The following is a 19,504-nucleotide window of genomic DNA, read 5'->3' as shown; positions in this document are numbered from 1 at the left end:
AACCGATGCGGCTAGGGCGGTCCCGGCCATAACCGAAGGGTGCCCCCGTGCAAACCGCGACCACGCTCGAAATGTTGAGAAGCTTCATCGCCGGGCTGCGCGAGGAAGGCGGCGGCTCGATCGCACTCGTGCCGACGATGGGCGCGCTGCACGAAGGGCATCTGACACTGATCCGCGAAGCGCGGGCGCGCGCCGACCATGTCGTCGCCTCGATTTTCGTCAATCCGCGCCAGTTCGGAGCGAACGAGGATCTCGACGCCTACCCCCGCCAGTTGGCGCGCGACAGCGACCTTCTGGCGGGCGAGGGCGTGGCCGTGCTTTGGGCGCCCGCGCCGAGCGAGGTCTATCCTGAAGGCTATGCGACCAATGTCTCGGTCAGCGGGGTCAGCGCAGGGCTCTGCGGCGCGGATCGGCCGGGTCATTTCGACGGCGTGGCAACGGTGGTGCTGAAGCTCTTCAACCAGGTTCGACCCGACATGGCGCTTTTCGGCGAGAAGGACTGGCAGCAACTCGCCGTGATCCGCCGCATGGCCCGCGATCTCGACCTGACCTTTCCGCATGTCGCGGCCATTTACGGCGTCGGGATCGTGCGCGAGGCGGACGGGCTCGCGATGAGCAGCCGCAACGCCTATCTCTCGCCCGACGATCGCCAGCGCGCCGCCGCTCTGCCCCGCGCGATGGAGGATGCGGCGGCCGTGATCGCTGATGGCGGCGATGCCGCGCGCGCTCTGGGCAATCTGAAGGAAACGCTGCGCGTGGCAGGCTTCGAAAGCGTCGATTACGCCGAATTGCGCGATGCGGACAGCCTGGCCCCGCTGGAGAGCGATAACGGCAATGCGCGCCTGTTCGTCGCCGCGCGGATCGGCGGCACACGCCTGATCGACAATCGCGCGGTCTAAAGAACCGGTTGAGCGATTAGAATCTTGGCGTCGCCTTCAATCGAAAGCGACGACCAGTCGCGAACCAGCGCACATTGCCCTGCCGCGACCCTTTCGCCCTCAATCGTGGCGCTTCCTGAAACCGGGATGACGAGAAAGGCGCCCTCATACCGCGCCCTCACGTCAGGCGAGGCCGCGCCATCGAGCCGATCGAGCCGGAACAGCGGTCCCTCTACCAGAGTGACCTCCCCCGTTTCCGCCACGCGGCGCCTCATGCGCGGAGGATGCGGTTCACCCTTGGCGACTGCGATTGCCGCATCGAGATGCAGTTCGCGCGGGCGCCCATAATCGTACAGGCGATAGGTTATGTCGCTGTTCTGCTGGATTTCGATCAGGCTGCACCCTGCTCCGATTGCGTGCACTGTGTTGGCGGGGATATAGAAGAAATCGCCTGGGACGACATCGAACCAGGCCATTCTCGCTTCGATCGAGCCGTCGAGAGCGGCCGATTTGAGCGTTTCGGCGTCGAGCGGTTCCTCGAAACCGATACCGATCCGCGCACCCGGTTCGCAAGCGGTGATCAACCAACACTCTTCCTTGCCTTCGCTCCTGCCGGTCGCAGCCAGAGCCTGAGCGTCGTCGGGATGGACCTGGACGGACAGATTTTCGCTGGCGAATAGATATTTGACGAGCAGATCGTCGAGCGCGGCCGGCGGTTCGAACCAGATTTCACCGATGCGCTTTCCTTCGGGTGCCACGAACGGTGCGGGCAGCCGATCACGCCCCCAGGGTTTTTCGACCGAGCGGACCGGAAGAAGCGAACTCATTCGTGCTTATCCTGGTTCTGGGCGCCCGTGAGTTTTCCGACCTTTTGCGTCCCGTCCACGGTGGTCACCAGCACCTCGTCGCCATCGACAACGATGCAAAGGTCCTCGAGACCGATCGCCGAAACGCGCGGGCCATCGGTTTCGATGAGGACATTGCGGCAGTCGACCAGTTCCGCCCGCCCGATGACTCGATTGCCGTCCGCATCGCCTGGACGCTTATCGCGCACCACATGCCAGTTGCCGATATCCGACCATCCCATATCGACCGGTACGACGGCAGCCCGATCGGTTTTTTCCATGACGGCATAGTCGATCGATTCGCTGGGCACGGCGGCGAACAGTTCCGCATCGGGTTCGAAGCGATTGTCCTTCTCGTGACCGGTCGCGACCGCGTTCGCCACCGCATCAGCGATATCGGGTCGGTGGGCTGCGAGCTCTTCGAGATAACGCCCGGCGGTGAAAACGAAGATACCTCCGTTCCAATCGTATCCGCCGTCTTCGACAAAAGCTTTGGCGCGGTCACGATCGGGCTTCTCCACAAAGCGCTCGATCTCGTACGCGCCGTCCCCCATGGCATCGCCGCGTTTGATATATCCAAAGCCGGTCTCGGGCGCGGTCGCGCGGATCCCAAAGGCCACGAGCCGTCCTTCGCGCGCCAGTTCCGCCCCCCGGCGCGCCGCTTCGATAAAGGCTTCGGTATCGGAGATGTGATGATCGCTCGGACAAACGAGCATGACCTGATCCGCAGGCAGCCGCAAAGCCGCAAGTGCGATCGCCGCGGCAGTGTTGCGCGCGCTCGGCTCCACGATGATCGATACGTCGCCCTCGAGAGTCTCGCTCTCCACATGGTCGAGATGACCCTTACCGGTCACGATCATCGCCGAGGCGAATGCGCTGTCGCCCTGCGTCCTTGCTAGCGCCTGACCGAACAGCGTCTCATCGCCCACAAGCGGCAGGAAGGGCTTGGGTCTCGAAATTCGGCTACGCGGCCACAACCGCGTGCCGCTACCGCCGCAAAGAATTACGGGTGAAATACTCTCGCTCATGCGATGGCGCTTATTGCTCCGCCACGTCGCGGGCAAGCCAAGATGGTGGGAAAATCAGATGCGTGTCATGTTTACTGTGGCGAAGAGCGTGCGAAACACGGCGAAGCGATGAAAATCATGGAGCGGGTAGCGGGAATCGAACCCGCATAACTAGCTTGGAAGGCTAGGGCTTTACCACTAAGCTATACCCGCCCGCTGCACGTTTCGGCAGGCGCCGCCTTTGCCACTCCTGGCGGCGCGTCGTCAACTGGTTTGCATCGGCCGGTTTGCGCAATACCGTGCGCGCGCTTTTTTTCGGCGGCCGATCACCGGGCGCTTGTCCGTGCGACACGAAATGTTTCTTCCGTCGCGTCGGGCCCGACCTTACCTCGCCATCCATCATGACCAGCCGAACCCATCTCGACCGGCTTGAGGCCGAAAGCATCCATATTCTGCGTGAAGTCGTCGCCGAGGCGGCCAAGCCCGTCATGCTGTACTCGGTCGGCAAGGACAGTGCAGTGATGCTGCACCTGGCCCGCAAAGCCTTCCATCCCGCCCCGCCTCCCTTCCCGCTTCTCCATGTCGACACGACCTGGAAATTTCGCGCCATGTACGAGCTGCGCGAAAAGGCGGCGAAGGATGCAGGCATGGAATTGCTCGTCTGGCAGAACCCCGAGGCCAAGGAGCGCGGTATCAATCCGTTCGATCACGGCCCGCTCCATACCGATATGTGGAAGACGCAGGGGTTGAAGCAGGCGCTCGACCATTCCGGGTTCGATGCGGCGTTCGGCGGCGCACGGCGCGACGAGGAGAAGAGCCGCGCGAAGGAACGCGTGGTCAGCTTCCGCAGTGCCAGCCACGCCTGGGATCCCAAGGCCCAGCGGCCGGAACTCTGGAACCTCTACAATCTTCGCAAGGCCAAGGGTGAAAGCCTGCGCGCCTTTCCGCTGTCGAACTGGACCGAGCTCGATATCTGGCAATACATCATGGCCGAGAATATCGAGATCGTGCCGCTCTACCTCTCGCAGCCCCGCCCCACGGTGGAGCGTGACGGCATGCTGCTGATGGTCGATGACGAGCGCTTCCCGCTGCGTGACGGGGAAGAGCCGCAGATGCGCTCGATCCGCTTCCGCACCCTTGGTTGCTATCCGCTCACCGGCGCGGTGGAGAGCGAGGCGGACACGCTCGAAGGCGTGGTGCGCGAAATGTTGCTGACCACCACCAGCGAACGCCAGGGCCGCGCGATCGACAAGGACGATTCCGGCGCCGGAATGGAACGCAAGAAGGTGGAGGGGTATTTCTGATGAACCGGCCTGACGACACCGCCTACCGCGCCGATGCCCTGATCGACGAGAATATTGGCGAATATCTCGACCGCCATCGCGACAAGGACATGCTGCGCTTCATCACCTGCGGCAGCGTGGACGATGGCAAATCGACGCTGATCGGGCGCCTGCTCTATGACAGCCGCCGGGTCTTCGCGGACCAGCTGGAAGCGCTGGAGGCGGACAGCAAGGCATCGGGCACGCGCGGGGCGGAGCTCGATTTCGCGCTGCTGGTCGATGGGTTGGCGGCGGAGCGCGAACAGGGCATCACGATCGACGTCGCCTATCGTTTCTTCGCGACCGAGGCGCGCAAATTCATCGTCGCCGATTGTCCCGGCCACGAACAATATACGCGCAACATGGTAACCGGCGCGTCCACTGCCGATGCCGCCGTCATCCTGATCGATGCGCGCAAGGGCGTGCTGACCCAGACGCGCCGCCACAGTTTCCTGTGCCACCGGCTCGGCATTCGCAACATGGTGCTGGCGGTCAACAAGATGGACCTTGTCGATTTCAGCCAGGAACGGTTCGACGCGATCGAGGCCGAATACCGCGCCTTTGCCGAGGAACTGGGGATCGAGCGCATCACCGCGATCCCGCTTGCGGCCGTAACCGGAGACAATATCGCCACCAAATCGGAAGCGATGGATTGGTGGGACGGCCCGACGCTGATCGCGCATCTCGAAACCATCCCGGTACGCGACCAGTCGAGCGCGGACGCGCCGTTCCGCTTGCCGGTCCAGTGGGTCAATCGCCCCCACCAGGACTTCCGCGGTTTTGCGGGCCAGGTCGCGGGCGGCATGGTCAAGCCCGGTGATGCAGTACGCATCCTGCCCTCGGGCACCACCACCACGGTGCGCGCGATCCCTTCCTTCGACGGCGACAGGGACAGCGCCGAAGCGGGCGATTCGATCACGCTCACTCTCGACGATGAAGTCGATTGTTCGCGCGGCGACGTCATCGCATCCGCCGACGATCCGCCCCAGGTGGCCGACCAGTTCGAAGCGACGCTCGTCTGGATGGACGCCGAATCGCTGAAGCCGGGTCGCGGATACTGGCTCAAGCTCGGCACGCAGACCGTGACCGCCACGATCGCCGAGCCGAAATACGAGATCAACGTCAACACGATGGCGAAGCTGGCGGCGACCAGCCTGGACCTCAATGCCATCGGCGTGGTCGAAGTGACGACCGAACGGCGGATCGTGTTCGAACCGTACGATACGAACCCCACGCTCGGCGGCTTCGTCCTGATCGACAAGGTGAGCAACCAGACGGTCGCTGCGGGCATGCTGCATTTCGCGCTGCGGCGCGCGCAGAACGTCCATTGGCAGGCGACGAGCGTCGGGCGCGAGGATCACGCCAGTCTCAAGAACCAGACCCCGCGGCTGCTGTGGTTCACCGGCCTGTCAGGCTCGGGCAAATCGACGATCGCCAACGAAGTCGAAAAGAAGCTGGCGCTGATGAATCGCCACACCTTTCTGCTCGACGGTGACAATATCCGCCATGGCCTGAACAAGGATCTGGGCTTCACCGAAACCGACCGCATCGAAAACATCAGGCGCATCGGCGAAGTCGCCAAACTGATGGTGGATGCGGGCCTCATCGTCCTCACCGCCTTCATCAGCCCGTTCCGGGCCGAACGGCAGATGGTGCGCGATATGCTTCCCGATGGCGAGTTCGTCGAGATCTTCGTCGATACGCCGCTTGAAGTGGCGGAACAGCGCGATGTGAAGGGTCTTTACAAGAAAGCGCGCGAGGGAAGCCTCAAGAACTTCACCGGGATCGACAGCCCGTATGAAGAGCCGCAGGCGCCCGAAATCCGCGTCAACACGGTCGATATGACGGCCGAAGAAGCGGCGGATTATATCGTGTCGCGCATCCTCCCGCTGAAATGAGCGAGCGAATGGCAAGCCACGAAACCGATGGCGATCTGGCCGCCCGTCTGGCGCGGGAAGCGGGCGAATTGCTGCTCGATCTGCGCGCACAGGGCGAATTCGAAGGCCGCGCGCTCGGCCAGGAAGGCGATCGACGCGCCAACGCGCTGTTGATGGCGGCGCTGAAAGACGCGCGTCCCGACGATGGCATCCTGAGCGAGGAAACGCACGACACGCCCGAGCGCCTCGAGAAAAGCCGCGTCTGGATCGTCGATCCGGTCGACGGGACACGCGAATATGGCGAGGGGCGGCCGGACTGGGCCGTCCATGTGGGCCTCGCCGTTGATGGCGCGGCGCATCTCGGCGCGGTTGCGCTACCGGGTATGGCGGGCCAGCGCGTGTTGCGATCCGACCAACCGATCGCCTGCGATCCGACGACGTGTCGCCCCCGCATGGTGGTCAGCCGCTCGCGCCCTCCGGCAGAAGCCGAAAAGGCGGCGGCGGCAGTCGATGCCGAGATCGTGCCGATGGGCTCCGCCGGCGCGAAGGCGATGGCCGTGGTGCGCGGCGCAGCGGAAATCTATCTGCATTCCGGCGGGCAGTACGAATGGGACAGCTGCGCCCCGGTCGCGGTGGCGCTCGGATATGGACTGCACTGCTCGCGTCTCGACGGGAGCCCGCTGCGCTACAACGCGCGTGACACCTATCTGCCCGATCTGCTGATCTGCCGACCCGATCTGGCGGACGGCATTCTCGGCGCTATCAGCTAGTCCGGCTAACGTCGGTTTGAGTGGCTTCCGGCTGAAGCCATTCGCTGTCGAAGCCTCAATCCGCAGTCGCTCGCGAAAGGTTCTCCGCGATCGTCGGCTCGGGCTGTTCGATCTCTTCGGGGGCGGCTTCTTCCGACGCACCGGGAAGCGCGACATGCACTTCGACACGGCGATTGGCGGCGCGGTTCCGCTCGTTCGGAGTACCGTCCGGATTGGCGTTCGGCGCGATCGGGTTCTGTTCGCCAAAGGCGATAATGGTGATCCGCTCTTCGTCGATCCCGTTTTCGACCAGATAGTCCCGCACCGCCTCGCCGCGCGATTGCGATGCGCGCTGGTTGGCGTCGCCCGGCCCGCCCGCATCGCTGTGGGCGCGCAGGACGATCGGACCGCCCTCTTCGATCTGGGGCGACTGAAGCAGGGTGTCGAGATCGGCGGTCGCCGATTCGGACAGCTCCGCTCCGCCTTCGGGGAAGCCGATCCGCGCGTCGAGCGGCGCCAGAGGCGGCGGCGGCAGAGGCGCGGTATCCTCCAGATCGTCACGAATGATCGAATTCTGCGCGCCCGTCTGAGTCGAGCTGGGCTCTGGCGCCGGTTCGCGCGTATCGTCCGATCCGCAGGCGGCAAGCGCCAGCGCCAGAGCGAGGCCGGTGAGAATACGATGCGATGGGACGTGCGCGAACGGGTCGATCATGCTGGTTCGGGCTTGGGCCCGCCTTTCTCTTTCTTCTGGGCTTTCTTGGCCGCGGTGTCTTCCGCAGTACGCGCCTGTGGCGAGAAGCTGATGATGACATCGCCTGCACGCGGTTCCGGCCGGGCCGCGTGGGTAAAGAACCGCATCCGCCCATTGTCGCGCAGCAGCAGCAGCATGTGCGCGCCATCGGGCAGCTTCGCCTGGGCGGCCTCGAAATCGAATTCCTCGGACAGCTTGGTCTTGCGGAAGACCCAGCCCTGTTGCTGGCGTTCGCTGACCTCGGTCACGCCCCAACCCGATTCGAACAGCGCGCGGCCGCGCAATGCTTCGGGCAACGCGTGGCGGTCGTCCTCGTCGCCCGCCTCGCCCAGCTGATAGACCGAATCGCGCCCGACCTCGTGCGCGAATTCGTTGCAGACGAGCGTGTTGTAGGCCTCGTTATCGGTTGCTGCGACCAGCGTCTGGAAAGGGCTCAGATCGAGATTGTGCTCGGTCGCCTCGTTCAGGATCTCTCCGTGGTAATAGGAAACGCCCTTGCGGCGGGCGAGCGCGAGGCGTTGCCAGCTGGAATCGACTACAGTCACCGGCGTTTTCAGATCGCGCATCTGTTCCGCCAGCGCGACCGTCCAGGGCGTGCTGCCGACGATGAGCAGGCCGGGGCGGGTCTGGCCCTTCACCTTGAGGAGACGCGCGACGAGATCGATGGTGAAGCCGTGTGCCACGATGGTCGTGACCACCACGGCGAAGCTGAGGCCGATGAGGACGTTGCCGTCGCCGAAGCCAAGTTCGGCAAGGCGCAGCGCGAACAGGCCTGATATCGCGACGAGCACGATCCCGCGCGGCGCGATCCAGGCGAGGAACAGCCGCTCGTTCCACGGGATCGAGCTGCCCAGCAGGCTGATGATGATCGTCAGCGGACGGACCAGGAACAGCAGCGCCACGAGAAACGCGCCGAAGCGCCAGTTGAGATAGGAGAGATCTTCCCATTTGAGCGAAGCGGACAGCACGATGAAAATGCCCGAGACGAGCAGGATCGCGATGTTCTCCTTGAAGGGATGAATGCTCCTGAGGCTCGACACGTTCATATTGGCGAGCGCGATGCCCATAACCGTCACCGCGACGAGGCCCGCTTCGTGTTCGATCATGTTCGAGACGACGAACACGGCGATCACCGCCGTCAGCAACACCGGAACCTTGAGATATTCCGGCACCGCCCCACGCGGAAAGGACCACGCTATTATGACGGCGGCAACGTAGCCGATCAGCCCGGCGAGGACGGCGGCGATGATCAGCGGTGGAACCACCTCGATCAGCGAGGCGCCGGGACTTTCCGCGACCTTGCGGAAATATTCGTAAGCGATGACCGCGCAGAGCGCGCCGGTCGGATCGTTGACGATGGCTTCCCATTTCAGGATCGTCGCAGGACGCTGCTGGACCGCGCTCTGGCGCAGGAGCGGGATGACGACCGTGGGGCCTGTCACCACGAGGATGCCGCCGAACAGCACGGCCACCGGCCAGACGAGGCCGGCAATCTCATGCGCGGCGAGCGCCCCGAGGAACCAACCCACGACAACGCCCACCGTGGCGAGCCGCCATACAGCCTGGCCGGAATGGCGCAGTTCGCGAAAATCGAGGCTCAAGCCACCTTCGAACAGGATCAGCGCGACGCCCACCGCCACCATTGGTTCGAGCAGTTCGCCGAACGCGTGTTCGGGATCGAACAGGCCAAAAACCGGTCCGGCCAGGAAGCCTGCGGCAAGCATCAGGACGATGGCAGGCCAACCGGTCCGCCACGCGATCCATTGCGAACCGATGCCTAAAATGCCCACGAGGGCGATGACGATCGCTTGTTCTTCCATGGCCTGAGCCGTGTTGCCCCCGATTGGTGCTCGTCTCGGCGTGACTGAACCCGCACAGGTGAGAGGATGCAAGGAGAAAGTGGTTTATTCGGCGCGGCTTAGAGCCCGCGCATCAATCCCCGGGGAAGTCCATCAGGGCCGACACTGCAATGCCCATCGCATCGAGACGGGCCGCCCCGCCGAGGTCCAGCAGGTCGATCACAAATGCCGCGGCGTCCACCACCGCACCCGCCTGGCGCAACAGGCTGGCCGCCGCACAGGCCGTTCCTCCGGTAGCGATCAGATCGTCGACCAGGACGACCCGCTGGCCCTTGAGAACCGCGCCCGGATCCATTTCGAGCCGGTCGGACCCGTATTCGAGGGCATAATCGATCCCGATCGTTTCGACCGGCAGCTTGCCGGGTTTGCGCACGGGGACGAAGCCGATGCCGAGTTCGATCGCGACTGCCGCCCCGAAAATGAAGCCGCGCGCTTCCATGCCCGCGATCGCCTGCGCCCCCGCCCCGCGCGCATGGGCGGCGAGGTGGTGGACGCTGGCCTTCAGGCCTGCGCCATCGGAAATCAGCGTCGTGATGTCGCGAAACTGGACGCCCGCTGCCGGGAAGTCCGGAACGGTGCGGACCAGCGCCTTGAGGTCGGAAGGTGTCAGCATACGCGCGCCGGATACAAAACGGCCTCCCGCGCCGCAAAGCGCGAGAGGCCGGATGAATGAGGGTAGGAGACCGGTTTAGGCCTTGGTCTTCTTGGGCTTAACCGCCGACCAGATCTGGGTCTTGGAGAACCAGGCGAGAATGGTCGCGAACAGGAGGAAGACCAGCACCGGCCAACCCGTCTGCTTGCGCTTCACCAGCGTCGGTTCGGCAGTCCAGGTCAGGAAGGCCGCCACGTCGGTCGCCATCTGGCCGATGGTCGCCTCGGTTCCGTCGTCATAGGTCACCTGTCCGTTGCTGGTCAGCGGGGGCGCCATGGCGAGGTTCATGTTGGGAAAGTAGACGTTGTGATAGAGGCCCGGTCCCGGCGCCGCTTCGGGATGCTCTTCCAGCAATTCTTCCGACGGGGGCTGATAGCCGACCAGCAGCGAAGCCACGTAGTTCGTGCCATCTTCCCGCGCCTTCGTCATCAGCGAAAGGTCCGGCGGAATGGCATTATTGTTCGCCGCCGCAGCCGCCACGTTATTGGGATAGGGCTTGGGGAAGTAATCCGTCGGTTCGCCCGGGCGCGTGCTCGCCTCGCCGGTGTTCGGATCGATACCCGGCACGGTCCAGGTCGCCGCTTCGGCCTTTACCTGCGCTTCGGTGTAGCCAAGTTCGCCGAGATTGCGGAAGGCAACGAATTTGAGGCTGTGGCAGGCCGAGCAGACTTCCTTGTAAACCTTGTAGCCGCGCTGAAGCTGCCCGTAGTCCCACGTGCCGAAAGGTCCATCGAACGAATAGTTGACGTCCTGAGGATGCTTGTAGGGCAGGTGCGTGTCGGGCGCGTCATCGGTCGCGGCGGTGTAGGCCCCGACGCCGAAGGAGACGAGCGCGACGACGGCGAAACCCAGGCCGACGAGGATGGCGATGATGCGGATCATGCGAAAGTCTTCTCTCTCGTAGCGTTGCGTCGCGTCAGACCGCGGGCTGGGTGTTTTCGCCCAGCACGGCCTTCTTGTCGGATCCCAGCACCGCTTCGGTGATGGAATAAGGCAGCGGCTCGGGCTTCTCGATCTGGCTCACGATCGGGATGATCACGAGGAAGTGGATGAAGTAGTAAGCCGTCGCGATCTGGCTGAGCATGACATAGGGTTCTTCGGCCGGCGCACCGCCCAGATAGAACAGCAGCGCCATGCAAGGGATCAGACCGAACCAGAAGAACTTGCGGAACAGCGGGCGATAGTGGCCGCTGCGCACCGGCGACTTGTCGAGCCAGGGCAGGAAGAACCACAGCAGGATGGCCGAGAACATCGCCAACACGCCCCAGAGCTTTGCCGGCAGGATGAAGTCGAAGGTGAAGGCACGCAGGATCGCGTAGAACGGATAGAAATACCATTCCGGCACGATGTGTGCGGGCGTCGAAAGAGGGTTCGCTTCGATATAATTGTCCGGATGGCCCAACACGTTCGGCAGGAAGAAGACGAACGTGAAGAAGATCAGCAGGATGATGCCCAGGCCGAAACCATCCTTCGCCGTGTAATACGGGTGGAAGGGCACGGTGTCGCTCTCGCTCTTCACTTCGACGCCCGTCGGGTTGGACGAACCGGGAATGTGCAGCGCCCAGATATGCATGATCACGACGCCCATGATCACGAACGGCAGCAGGAAGTGCAGCGAGAAGAAGCGATTGAGCGCGGCATTGTCGGGCGCGAACCCGCCCAGCAGCCAGACCTGGATCGGCTCGCCGACAAGAGGAATGGCGCTGAAGAGGCCGGTGATCACCTTGGCGCCCCAGAAGCTCATCTGGCCCCACGGAAGCACATAGCCCATGAACGCGGTCGCCATCATCAGCAGGAAGATGGTGACGCCCAGCAACCAGATCATTTCGCGCGGAGCCTTGTAGGAGGAGTAATAGAAACCGCGGAAAATGTGGATGTAGACGACCACGAAGAAGAAGCTGGCGCCGTTGGCGTGCGCATAGCGCATCAGCCAGCCCCAGTTGATATCACGCATGATATGTTCGGTCGTCGCGAAGGCCACGCTCGCATTGGCGGCGTAGTGCATCGCCAGGACCACGCCGGTGACGATCTGGAGCACGAGGAAGAACCCGGCGAGAACGCCGAAATTCCACATATAATTGAGGTTGCGCGGCACCGGATAACCGGCACCGACCGCGTTGTAGACCAGACGCGGCACAGGCAGCTTCTCGTCGAGGAACTTGGTCAGCCCGTTGCTCGGCTCGTATTGTTTCGCCCAGGGAAAGCTCATGATCTCTCTTCCAGTCCGTCCTCAGCCTCAGCCGACGAGAATCGTCGTGTCCGTGGAAAACTCGTAATCGGGCACCAGCAGATTGGTCGGCGCCGGACCTTTGCGGATGCGGCCCGCCGTGTCGTAGTGCGAGCCGTGGCAGGGACAGAAATAGCCCCCGTACTCGCCCTTGTTCTCACCTTCGGCAGCGCCCAGCGGCACACATCCGAGATGGGTGCACACGCCCATCGTAACGAGAAGGTCGGTGTGCCCTTCCTTGGTGCGCTCAGCCAGAGTCTCGGCATCGCGCAGATCGCCGATCGGCACGGCGTCCGCCTCGGCGATTTCCTCCGGCGTCAGGCGGCGCACGAAGAGCGGCTGCTTGCGGAAGACCGCCTTGATCGCCTGGCCCGGCTCGATCGCGGATACGTCGATCTCGGTCGTGCTTTCGGCGAGCACGTCCTTCGACGGTGCCATCTGGCTGATCAGCGGCAGCAGGACGACCGCCCCACCGACGCCGGCGGCGCTGATCGCGGCGACATTGATGAAGTCGCGCCGACGGAATTCGCCCGTCGCGGTCTCGACCTGCGTGTCCGTGGTTGCAGCGGTGGTTGCAGCGGTATCTGCCATCAGAGCGTTGCCTGTCTCGTCTCGTTTCGCGCGTCCGGCGGATGCCGGACGGATTGCCCCTCCGGCCCAAAGCGCCAATCGCCTGCGGGGTCACCCCCTCGAAAAGGTCAATTCGCGCCACACATGCGAAGGGCGCGCCGCGCCCCGACATTGCCGGTTAGCGCGGCCTGTAAACGCTATGTCACACCTTGCCAACCGCCATTTTAGGCAAGTTGCGGCGCAGTGCGCGCTACCGTTACGGCACGCTTAGGCGAGCGCGATGAGCGAAATCTGCCGCCCCCCGGTGGGCTCGCCGCGATGCGAGGCGCGGCGGAAGCTGAAAAAGTCGCGCTCTTCGCCATAAGTGTCGCGCCCCAGTGCCTCGACTTGCTCGACACCTGCTTCGCGCAATCGCGCCGCGACATAGCCGGGCAGGTCGAAATGCCAGTGACCTTCCCGCCCCGGCGCGAAGAAGCGCGCATCTTCGCCGTCGAAATGCGCCCGGAACGGGGCATCGACCTCGTAGCTTGCCTGCGCGACGCAAGGTCCGATGGCCGCCGCGATGCGAGCTCTCTGCGCGCCCAGTTCCACCATCGCGGCGACGGTGTTGGCGATTACGCCGCCCCTCTCGTCACCCACGGCACCGCGCCATCCGGCATGCGCCGCGCCGACCACGCCTGCCTCGGCATCGGCAAGAAGGACCGGAGCACAGTCGGCCGTAACGATCCCGAGCACGAGGCCGGGCGTCGCTGTGACGAGCGCGTCCACTTCGGGCGGATCGCCCGGCCAAGGCTTCTCGACGACTGCGACATCGGGCGAGTGGACCTGCTTCGCCACGATCAGCGGTGCGTCGGGAAGGATATCCTCGGCAGTGCCGCCCGCGCGGGTCGAGAACCCGTGCGGCACTCCGCCCAAAACCGCGCTGGTCAGCAGATCAGCCAAGCGAACGGGTAACCTGTTCGTAGGTGTCGCGCGACAATTTCGGCGCCTCGGCGATGCGTTCGAGCTGTTCCTTCATCAGCGCGGCCCTCTTCGGCTCCATGCGGCGCCAGCGCCCAAGCGGCGGGACGAAGCGCGCGGCGGTCTGCGGATTGATCGGATCGAGGGCCAGGATAAGGTCCGCGATCATGCGATAGCCTTCGCCCGATTCCGCGTGGAAGCCCTGCGCCGTGCCTGCAAAGGCCATGTAAAGCGATCGCACCCGGTTGGGATTGCGCAAGGTGAAGTCCGGATGGTCCGCCAGCGCCTTCACCTGGTCCAGAACGTCGGGATGCAGCGAGGAGGCCTGGATCGCGAACCACTTGTCGACTGCCAGCGGATTGTCGCGATACCGTTCGTAGAACGCCGCGAGCCGGTCCGTACGCGCAGCGCCCTCGAGCCCGCTCAGCACCATCAGCGCGCCTTGGCGATCGGTCATGGTGTCGGCGGAATCGTATTGGTCCGATGCCAGCTTTTCGGCCCGCTTCGGGTCGGACGCGGCGAGATAGGACAGGGCCAGCGTCTTCACCTTCCGTGCGCCGCTGGCTTGCGCCGTGCGCCCGCCATCGGCCGCGGCGGCGCGTTCGTAGAGGGCGTTGAATTCGCTCGCCAGCTTATCGCCCAGCCACGCCTTCAGCCCTTCGCGCTCTTCGAAGATGCGACCCGGATCGGCGACCAGCATCTGTTCGGCGAGATAGGTCTGGCTCGGCAGCATCAGCAATTCGCCGCGCATCTGATCGTCCAGCGTCTCGTCGGCGAGGATGGCGCGCACAGCTTCGGCGATTGCCTGCCGCGCCGAATCACGATCGGTTCCGGACAGGCCGCCGCCCACCGCCTCGACCAGATGGCCGACTACGAGATCCTGCAAGGCCTCGTAACGCGCGAAGGGATCGTCGTCCTTCGCGGCGAGGAAGGCGAGATCCTCGCGCGGGATGTCCCGTTCGATCCGCACCGGAGCGGTGAAGCCGCGATTGATCGACAGGACCGGTTCGGCGTCGAACCCGTCGAAGGTGAAACGCGCACGGGCTTCGTCGAGCACGATCAGCTTCTCGCCGCGATGCGCCCCGGTTTCGCGATCGAACAGAGCGATGCGCAGCGGGATCGGCATCGGCTGCTTCTCGTCCTGCCCCGGTGTCGCGGGCACGTCCTGCGTCAGTTCCACGACCGCCGTCGAGCCTTCGAGCGCGGTCTTCACGCTCACCTTCGGCGTGCCGGCCTGGCTGTACCATAGGCGGAATTGCGTGAGGTCGAGCCCGGCGCCGTCTTCCATCGCCACGATGAAATCCTCGCAGGTCGCGGCTTCGCCGTCATGGCGTTCGAAATAGAGGTCCGTGCCTTCGCGAAAGCGCGTCTCGCCCGCCATGCTGCGCATCATGCGGATGATTTCGGCGCCCTTGTTATAGACCGTCGCGGTGTAGAAATTGCTGATCTCGCGATAGCTGTCGGGGCGGATCGGATGCGCCAGCGGGCCCGAATCCTCGGGGAATTGGACGCTGCGCAATATCCGCACATCCTCGATCCGCTTGACCGGCGCACTGCCCATATCCTGGCTGAACAATTGATCGCGTAGGACGGTGAAGCCTTCCTTTAGCGACAATTGGAACCAGTCGCGGCAGGTCACCCGATTGCCCGACCAATTGTGGAAATATTCGTGCGCGATCACGCCCTGAACCGCGTCGAAATCCCCATCCGTCGCCGTATCCGCATCGGCGAGCACGTATTTGGTGTTGAAGACGTTGAGGCCCTTGTTCTCCATCGCCCCCATGTTGAAATCCGAAACCGCGACGATGTTGAACACGTCGAGATCGTATTCGCGCCCGAACACCTTCTCGTCCCATTCCATCGAGCGTTTCAGCGATTCCATCGCATGCTCGGTCCGCTGGAGGTCGCCATCGCGGACCCAGATGGCGAGATCGACCTCTTTCCCGCTCTTCGTCGTGAAGCTGTCCTTGCGCGCCACCAGATCGCCCGCGACCAGCGCGAAGAGGTAGGAGGGCTTGGGCCACGGATCGTGCCAGACGGCCCAGTGCATCCCGTTCTCGCTCTTGCCCGATCCGGTGCGGTTGCCGTTCGCAAGCAGGACGGGGAACTGTTCTTCCGACGCATCCATGCGCACCGTATAAGTGCTGAGCACGTCGGGCCGGTCGGGGAAGAAGGTGATGCGGCGGAAGCCTTCCGCCTCGCATTGGGTGCAGAGCATTCCGCCGGATGCGTAAAGGCCCATCAGCTGCGAATTGGCGCTCGGGTCCAGCTCGGTCACGATGGTGAGGGTGTGCTTGTCGCCCGGCAGCGTCACGACGAGATCGTCCCCGTCCATCGTGTGCCCGTCGCATTCGCCGCCGTCGCATTCGAGCGAGACCAGCTCTAGCCCATCGCCATTCAGGCGAATCGTCGGCGAAGGTTCGGCGTCCGGATTGCGCTCGACATCGAGCGTGGCGGTCACGCGCGTCTTTTCCAGCCCCAGCGCGAATTCCAGCCGCGTGGTCGGGACCAGCCATGGGAACGGCGCGTAATCCTCGCGCAGGATCGTCGGCGGCGATTGCGGCTGGATGGCGGCATCGGCCAGCTCGGGATTGCCATCGGCGGTGGAGGGGGTGCGGGCGATGTCCATCATATCGGCATTTCCATAAGGTTCGGATTATCTTGGCTTGTGCGCAGTCCCGGGTAGAACGCGAGGATGGCACATTTGTTCATTTTCGGTCTCGGCTACACCGCCACGCGGATCGCGCAAGCAGCGAAAGAACGCGGCTTCACCATTTCGGCCACTGGCAGCGCGGGCGACATCGCGTTCGAGGATGCGGACGCGGTCGCGCAGGAAATCGGGCGCGCCGATCATGTGCTCTCCTCCGTTCCGCCCGCGGACGATAGCGACCCGGTGCTCGATCGCTATGGCGATCTGCTGGACGGAAAATGGCTCGCCTATCTCTCCTCGACCGGCGTCTATGGCGATGCCGACGGAGCGTGGGTCGACGAGCAGTCTCCGACGGGCGAAGGGCGGCGCACCGCGCGGGCCGAATGCGATGCGCGCTGGCTCGATTGCGGCGCGCGGGTCTTCCGCCTGCCCGGCATTTACGGCCCCGGCCGCAGCATTTTCGAGCGGCTTGAAGAAGGTCGCGCGCATCGGATCGACATGCCGGACCAGGTCTTCAGCCGTGTGCATGTCGAAGATATCGTCAGCGGCGTTATCGCGGCCATCGCAGGCGATGCGCCCAGCGGGGCCTACAATCTGTCCGACGATCTTCCGACCAGCCAGAACGCGGTGGTGGAGGAAGCCTGCCGCCTGACGGGCCGCGAGCCGCCGCCGCTCCAGACGATGGAGGAAGCCGATCTCAGCCCGATGGCGCGCGGCTTCTATGCCGAGAATCGTAGAGTCGCCAATGGGAAGGCGAAGCGGGTATTGGGCTGGGAACCGGCTTATCCGACCTATCGCGAAGGCCTGGCCGCGATTCTCGCCGCAAAGGCTTAAGGCTCCGGCGTAGCCCGCCTGGGCGGAACGGCCGCCCGGCCTTTCAAGGCGACCACCATGCCCCCCAGCACCAGAACGGCACCGGCGGCGGGTAACAGCCCCCAGCGATATCCTTCGAACAGCGTGGACAGGATCATCGCCACGACCGGCACGATGACACTGGTATAGGCCGCCTGCCCCGCCCCGACCTTTCGGACGAGACCGTAATAGAGTGGGAAGGTCACCACCGACCCCAACAGGCCGAGATAAAGGATGCCGAGGGCGTAGGACGGGCGCGGATCGAAGCTCGGCGGGCCGACCGTGACGAATGCCAGCGCCGCGTTGATCGCCACGCCCCACAACATCGACCAGGCGAGCAGCGTCAGCAGCGGCTGGCGCTTCGCCCCCTCCATCGCCTGCGCGATATTGGCGGCGCTCGCGGAAAGGATGCCGCCAAGCGTCAATCCCGCGCCGAGCAGCACTTCACCCAGAGTCGCGGGCGAGGCGCGATATTCCTGCGTGAACAGCAATGCCACGCCGACCGCCGCGATGCCCGATCCCAGCACGAAGGCAGGCGTGATGCGCTGGCCGAGAAAGAGCCGTCCCAGCAGCGCATTCGGCACTACCAACAGCGCGAACATCACGGCGACGAGGCCGGACGTGATAAAGTGTTCGGCATTATAGACGAAGGTGAAGTTGAGCGTGAACTGCGTGATGCCCAGCAGCAAAGCCCAACGCTGCCCTCCCTTGGCGAGCGCCAGCGATTCGCCGCGCAGCTTCGCCAGCGCGAACATTCCCAGACATGCGACCACGAAGCGATAGGTGATCGACCATTGCGCGGGCACATTGCCGAGCTGGTCCTTGATCACCAGCCAGGTCCCGCCCCAGATCACGCTGACGAGCAGGAAAGCGCCGAGATTGCGCGGCGTCAGGAGAGTGGAATCGTCCGATCCCGCGCTCATAGAGCGGCGATCGCGTCGGCGAGTGCGCAGGCATCTTCTTCTCGCGTGTTCCAGGCAGCTACGAAGCGCGCGGCGTCCGCACCCCAATCGTAGAACTGGAAGCCGCGCGCGCGTAAGGCTTCGCGCTCGTCGGGCGACAATGTCACGAACACTTCGTTGGCTTCGACGGGATGCATGAGCCGCTCGCCGCAACTGGTCGCAATCTCGGCCGCCGCAGCATTGGCGGCGCGCGCGTTTTCGAGCCACAGATCGCCGTCGAGCATGGCGTGGAGTTGAGCCGCCAAGAAACGGCCTTTCGACTGAAGATGGCCCGCGCGCTTGCGGCGGTATTTCGCGACATCGGCCAGAGCGGGATCGAAGAACAGGATCGCCTCCGCGCTCATTCCCCCGTTCTTGACGCAGCCGAAGCTCAGAGCATCGACTGGCCCCGCCGCTTCGCCCGGCGAGCAGCCGAGATAGGCCGTCGCATTGGCGAAGCGCGCGCCATCCATGTGGAAGCCCAGACCGCGCTCTCTGGCCAGCGTCGCCAGCGCCTTCACCTCGGCGGGCCGGTAGGCAACGCCGTATTCGCTGGCCTGCGTGATCGACAGGGCATGCGGCTGCACCTGGTGGACATCGTCGCGGATCGGATCGATCGCGGCGCGCACCGCTTGCGGCGTCAGCTTCGCGCTTTCGCCCTGGCACAGAATCAGCTTCGCCCCGTGGAGGAAAAAGCCCGGCGCACCGCCTTCGTCGGCCTCGATATGCGCTTCTTCGTGGCACACCACTCCGCCATGCGGCTGGCATAGGGTGGCAAGCGCCAGGCAATTCGCCGCCGTCCCGGTCGCCACCCACAGCGCGACGCAATCGCGCCCGAAAACCTCGGAAAATTTCGCGTCCAGCGCCTGCGAGTGCCCGTCGCCGTCATAGGGCGAATCGGGGCCGTCGGCGGCGCGCATCGCTTCCCACAGCTTCGGATGAACGGAGGCGGCGTTGTCGGACAGGAAGAGCATCGGAACGCCTGTAGAGCCGCGCGCGTTGAGCGCAAGCGAGACCCCTCCCCGTTTTACCCGCCACCCCTACACGGAGACCGATCCATGGCCGAAACCGCCGTCACCATCAGCCGCGAGAACCAGGGCCAGCGCGGCCGTTACGTCGCCCAGGTCGCCGACAGCGAGGCGGAAGCCGAACTGACGTGGCAGGCGCGCGGAGCCGATGTGCGCGTCGCCGACCACACCTTCACGCCGCCCGAATTGCGCGGACGCGGCATTGCGAAGGAACTGGTCCAGGCGCTGATCGCCGATGCGCGGAAAGAAGGCTTCAGGATCGTCCCCGCCTGCAGCTATGTCGCGCAGGCGTTTCGCGACCATCCCGAATGGAGCGAGCTCAAAGCCGCAAACTGA

The 19,504-nt window shown here is 64.4% G+C and carries 18 protein-coding genes and 1 tRNA gene; 6 read left to right on the top strand and 13 right to left on the bottom strand.

Going from position 1 to position 19,504, the window contains the following annotated elements:
- Positions 1 to 47: 47 nt before the first annotated feature.
- Positions 48 to 899, top strand: a complete 852-nt coding sequence (gene panC, locus J7347_RS11075; protein ID WP_067683655.1) for a pantoate--beta-alanine ligase — start codon at positions 48 to 50, stop codon at positions 897 to 899.
- Here the strand turns inward: panC and J7347_RS11070 are convergent.
- The 3 genes from J7347_RS11070 to J7347_RS11060 form a co-directional block, all read right to left on the bottom strand.
- The gene (locus J7347_RS11070; protein ID WP_209162064.1) at positions 896 to 1,705 is read right to left on the bottom strand and encodes a class I mannose-6-phosphate isomerase; all 810 of its coding nucleotides are present in this window, start codon (positions 1,703 to 1,705) and stop codon (positions 896 to 898) included. The two genes, panC and J7347_RS11070, sit on opposite strands and share 4 nt — an antisense overlap.
- On the bottom strand, positions 1,702 to 2,751 hold the full coding sequence (locus tag J7347_RS11065) for a mannose-1-phosphate guanylyltransferase (RefSeq protein WP_067683649.1): 1,050 nt from the start codon (positions 2,749 to 2,751) through the stop codon (positions 1,702 to 1,704). The genes J7347_RS11070 and J7347_RS11065 overlap by 4 nt, the downstream gene beginning before the upstream one ends.
- Positions 2,752 to 2,869: 118 nt before the next feature.
- Positions 2,870 to 2,943, bottom strand: a tRNA-Gly gene (locus J7347_RS11060).
- Between the two features lie 188 nt (positions 2,944 to 3,131).
- Between J7347_RS11060 and cysD the strand changes: the two genes are divergently transcribed.
- Genes cysD through J7347_RS11045 form a run of 3 tightly spaced genes read left to right on the top strand, consistent with a single transcriptional unit; the run spans position 3,132 to position 6,699 of the window.
- Complete coding sequence (gene cysD / locus J7347_RS11055; RefSeq protein WP_209162063.1) at positions 3,132 to 4,034, top strand: sulfate adenylyltransferase subunit CysD; 903 nt, start codon at positions 3,132 to 3,134, stop codon at positions 4,032 to 4,034.
- Positions 4,034 to 5,950, top strand: coding sequence for a sulfate adenylyltransferase subunit CysN (gene cysN / locus J7347_RS11050; protein WP_209162062.1), 1,917 nt, complete (start codon positions 4,034 to 4,036; stop codon positions 5,948 to 5,950). The genes cysD and cysN overlap by 1 nt, the downstream gene beginning before the upstream one ends.
- 8 nt (positions 5,951 to 5,958) lie before the next feature.
- The gene (locus J7347_RS11045; protein WP_209162061.1) at positions 5,959 to 6,699 is read left to right on the top strand and encodes a 3'(2'),5'-bisphosphate nucleotidase CysQ; all 741 of its coding nucleotides are present in this window, start codon (positions 5,959 to 5,961) and stop codon (positions 6,697 to 6,699) included.
- 55 nt (positions 6,700 to 6,754) lie between these two features.
- Here J7347_RS11045 and J7347_RS11040 read toward each other — a convergent pair whose 3' ends face one another.
- The 8 genes from J7347_RS11040 to pepN form a co-directional block, all read right to left on the bottom strand.
- A complete protein-coding gene (locus J7347_RS11040) occupies positions 6,755 to 7,390 on the bottom strand; it encodes an OmpA family protein (protein ID WP_209162060.1) in 636 nt (211 codons plus the stop codon).
- Positions 7,387 to 9,249 (bottom strand): sodium:proton antiporter, encoded by a 1,863-nt coding sequence (locus J7347_RS11035; RefSeq protein ID WP_067683637.1) that lies wholly within the window; start codon positions 9,247 to 9,249, stop codon positions 7,387 to 7,389. The genes J7347_RS11040 and J7347_RS11035 overlap by 4 nt, the downstream gene beginning before the upstream one ends.
- Positions 9,250 to 9,361: 112 nt before the next feature.
- Entirely contained in the window at positions 9,362 to 9,898 is a 537-nt protein-coding gene (locus J7347_RS11030; RefSeq protein WP_209162129.1) for an adenine phosphoribosyltransferase, read from the bottom strand.
- A 78-nt stretch (positions 9,899 to 9,976) separates the two neighbouring features.
- A complete protein-coding gene (locus tag J7347_RS11025) occupies positions 9,977 to 10,822 on the bottom strand; it encodes a cytochrome c1 (RefSeq protein ID WP_067683634.1) in 846 nt (281 codons plus the stop codon).
- 34 nt (positions 10,823 to 10,856) lie between these two features.
- The gene (locus J7347_RS11020; protein ID WP_067683631.1) at positions 10,857 to 12,149 is read right to left on the bottom strand and encodes a cytochrome b/b6; all 1,293 of its coding nucleotides are present in this window, start codon (positions 12,147 to 12,149) and stop codon (positions 10,857 to 10,859) included.
- 27 nt (positions 12,150 to 12,176) lie between these two features.
- A complete protein-coding gene (gene petA / locus J7347_RS11015; RefSeq protein ID WP_209162059.1) occupies positions 12,177 to 12,758 on the bottom strand; it encodes a ubiquinol-cytochrome c reductase iron-sulfur subunit in 582 nt (193 codons plus the stop codon).
- A gap of 246 nt (positions 12,759 to 13,004) precedes the next feature.
- Complete coding sequence (gene pgeF, locus J7347_RS11010; protein WP_209162058.1) at positions 13,005 to 13,679, bottom strand: peptidoglycan editing factor PgeF; 675 nt, start codon at positions 13,677 to 13,679, stop codon at positions 13,005 to 13,007.
- Entirely contained in the window at positions 13,672 to 16,326 is a 2,655-nt protein-coding gene (gene pepN / locus J7347_RS11005; RefSeq protein WP_209162123.1) for an aminopeptidase N, read from the bottom strand. The genes pgeF and pepN overlap by 8 nt, the downstream gene beginning before the upstream one ends.
- Positions 16,327 to 16,392: 66 nt before the next feature.
- On the opposite strand from pepN, the gene J7347_RS11000 reads away from it, so the two are divergent.
- Positions 16,393 to 17,181, top strand: a complete 789-nt coding sequence (locus tag J7347_RS11000) for an SDR family NAD(P)-dependent oxidoreductase (RefSeq protein WP_209162057.1) — start codon at positions 16,393 to 16,395, stop codon at positions 17,179 to 17,181.
- Here J7347_RS11000 and J7347_RS10995 read toward each other — a convergent pair.
- Together J7347_RS10995 and J7347_RS10990 are read right to left on the bottom strand one after the other, a co-directional pair.
- Positions 17,178 to 18,122 carry an EamA family transporter gene (locus J7347_RS10995; protein WP_209162056.1) on the bottom strand — a complete coding sequence of 315 codons (945 nt, stop codon included), beginning with the start codon at positions 18,120 to 18,122 and terminating at the stop codon, positions 17,178 to 17,180. The two genes, J7347_RS11000 and J7347_RS10995, sit on opposite strands and share 4 nt — an antisense overlap.
- A complete protein-coding gene (locus tag J7347_RS10990; RefSeq protein WP_209162055.1) occupies positions 18,119 to 19,114 on the bottom strand; it encodes a beta-eliminating lyase-related protein in 996 nt (331 codons plus the stop codon). The genes J7347_RS10995 and J7347_RS10990 overlap by 4 nt, the downstream gene beginning before the upstream one ends.
- 84 nt (positions 19,115 to 19,198) lie before the next feature.
- On the opposite strand from J7347_RS10990, the gene J7347_RS10985 reads away from it, so the two are divergent.
- Complete coding sequence (locus tag J7347_RS10985; protein WP_209162054.1) at positions 19,199 to 19,504, top strand: GNAT family N-acetyltransferase; 306 nt, start codon at positions 19,199 to 19,201, stop codon at positions 19,502 to 19,504.

Source organism: Erythrobacter sp. A6_0, from assembly GCF_017744235.1.
Taxonomy (GTDB): Bacteria; Pseudomonadota; Alphaproteobacteria; order Sphingomonadales; family Sphingomonadaceae; genus Qipengyuania.
This window is presented reverse-complemented; position numbering and strand designations above follow the sequence as displayed.

Coding starts and splice junctions, on each gene's coding strand:
- J7347_RS10995 (WP_209162056.1), bottom strand. CDS start 18,122: ATGAGCGCGGGATCGGACGATTCCACTCTCCTGACGCCGCGCAATCTC.
- cysN (WP_209162062.1), top strand. CDS start 4,034: ATGAACCGGCCTGACGACACCGCCTACCGCGCCGATGCCCTGATCGAC.
- pepN (WP_209162123.1), bottom strand. CDS start 16,326: ATGGACATCGCCCGCACCCCCTCCACCGCCGATGGCAATCCCGAGCTG.
- petA (WP_209162059.1), bottom strand. CDS start 12,758: ATGGCAGATACCGCTGCAACCACCGCTGCAACCACGGACACGCAGGTC.
- J7347_RS10985 (WP_209162054.1), top strand. CDS start 19,199: ATGGCCGAAACCGCCGTCACCATCAGCCGCGAGAACCAGGGCCAGCGC.
- J7347_RS11070 (WP_209162064.1), bottom strand. CDS start 1,705: ATGAGTTCGCTTCTTCCGGTCCGCTCGGTCGAAAAACCCTGGGGGCGT.
- J7347_RS11000 (WP_209162057.1), top strand. CDS start 16,393: ATGGCACATTTGTTCATTTTCGGTCTCGGCTACACCGCCACGCGGATC.
- J7347_RS11065 (WP_067683649.1), bottom strand. CDS start 2,751: ATGAGCGAGAGTATTTCACCCGTAATTCTTTGCGGCGGTAGCGGCACG.
- J7347_RS10990 (WP_209162055.1), bottom strand. CDS start 19,114: ATGCTCTTCCTGTCCGACAACGCCGCCTCCGTTCATCCGAAGCTGTGG.
- J7347_RS11045 (WP_209162061.1), top strand. CDS start 5,959: ATGGCAAGCCACGAAACCGATGGCGATCTGGCCGCCCGTCTGGCGCGG.
- J7347_RS11020 (WP_067683631.1), bottom strand. CDS start 12,149: ATGAGCTTTCCCTGGGCGAAACAATACGAGCCGAGCAACGGGCTGACC.
- J7347_RS11040 (WP_209162060.1), bottom strand. CDS start 7,390: ATGATCGACCCGTTCGCGCACGTCCCATCGCATCGTATTCTCACCGGC.
- J7347_RS11025 (WP_067683634.1), bottom strand. CDS start 10,822: ATGATCCGCATCATCGCCATCCTCGTCGGCCTGGGTTTCGCCGTCGTC.
- J7347_RS11035 (WP_067683637.1), bottom strand. CDS start 9,249: ATGGAAGAACAAGCGATCGTCATCGCCCTCGTGGGCATTTTAGGCATC.
- cysD (WP_209162063.1), top strand. CDS start 3,132: ATGACCAGCCGAACCCATCTCGACCGGCTTGAGGCCGAAAGCATCCAT.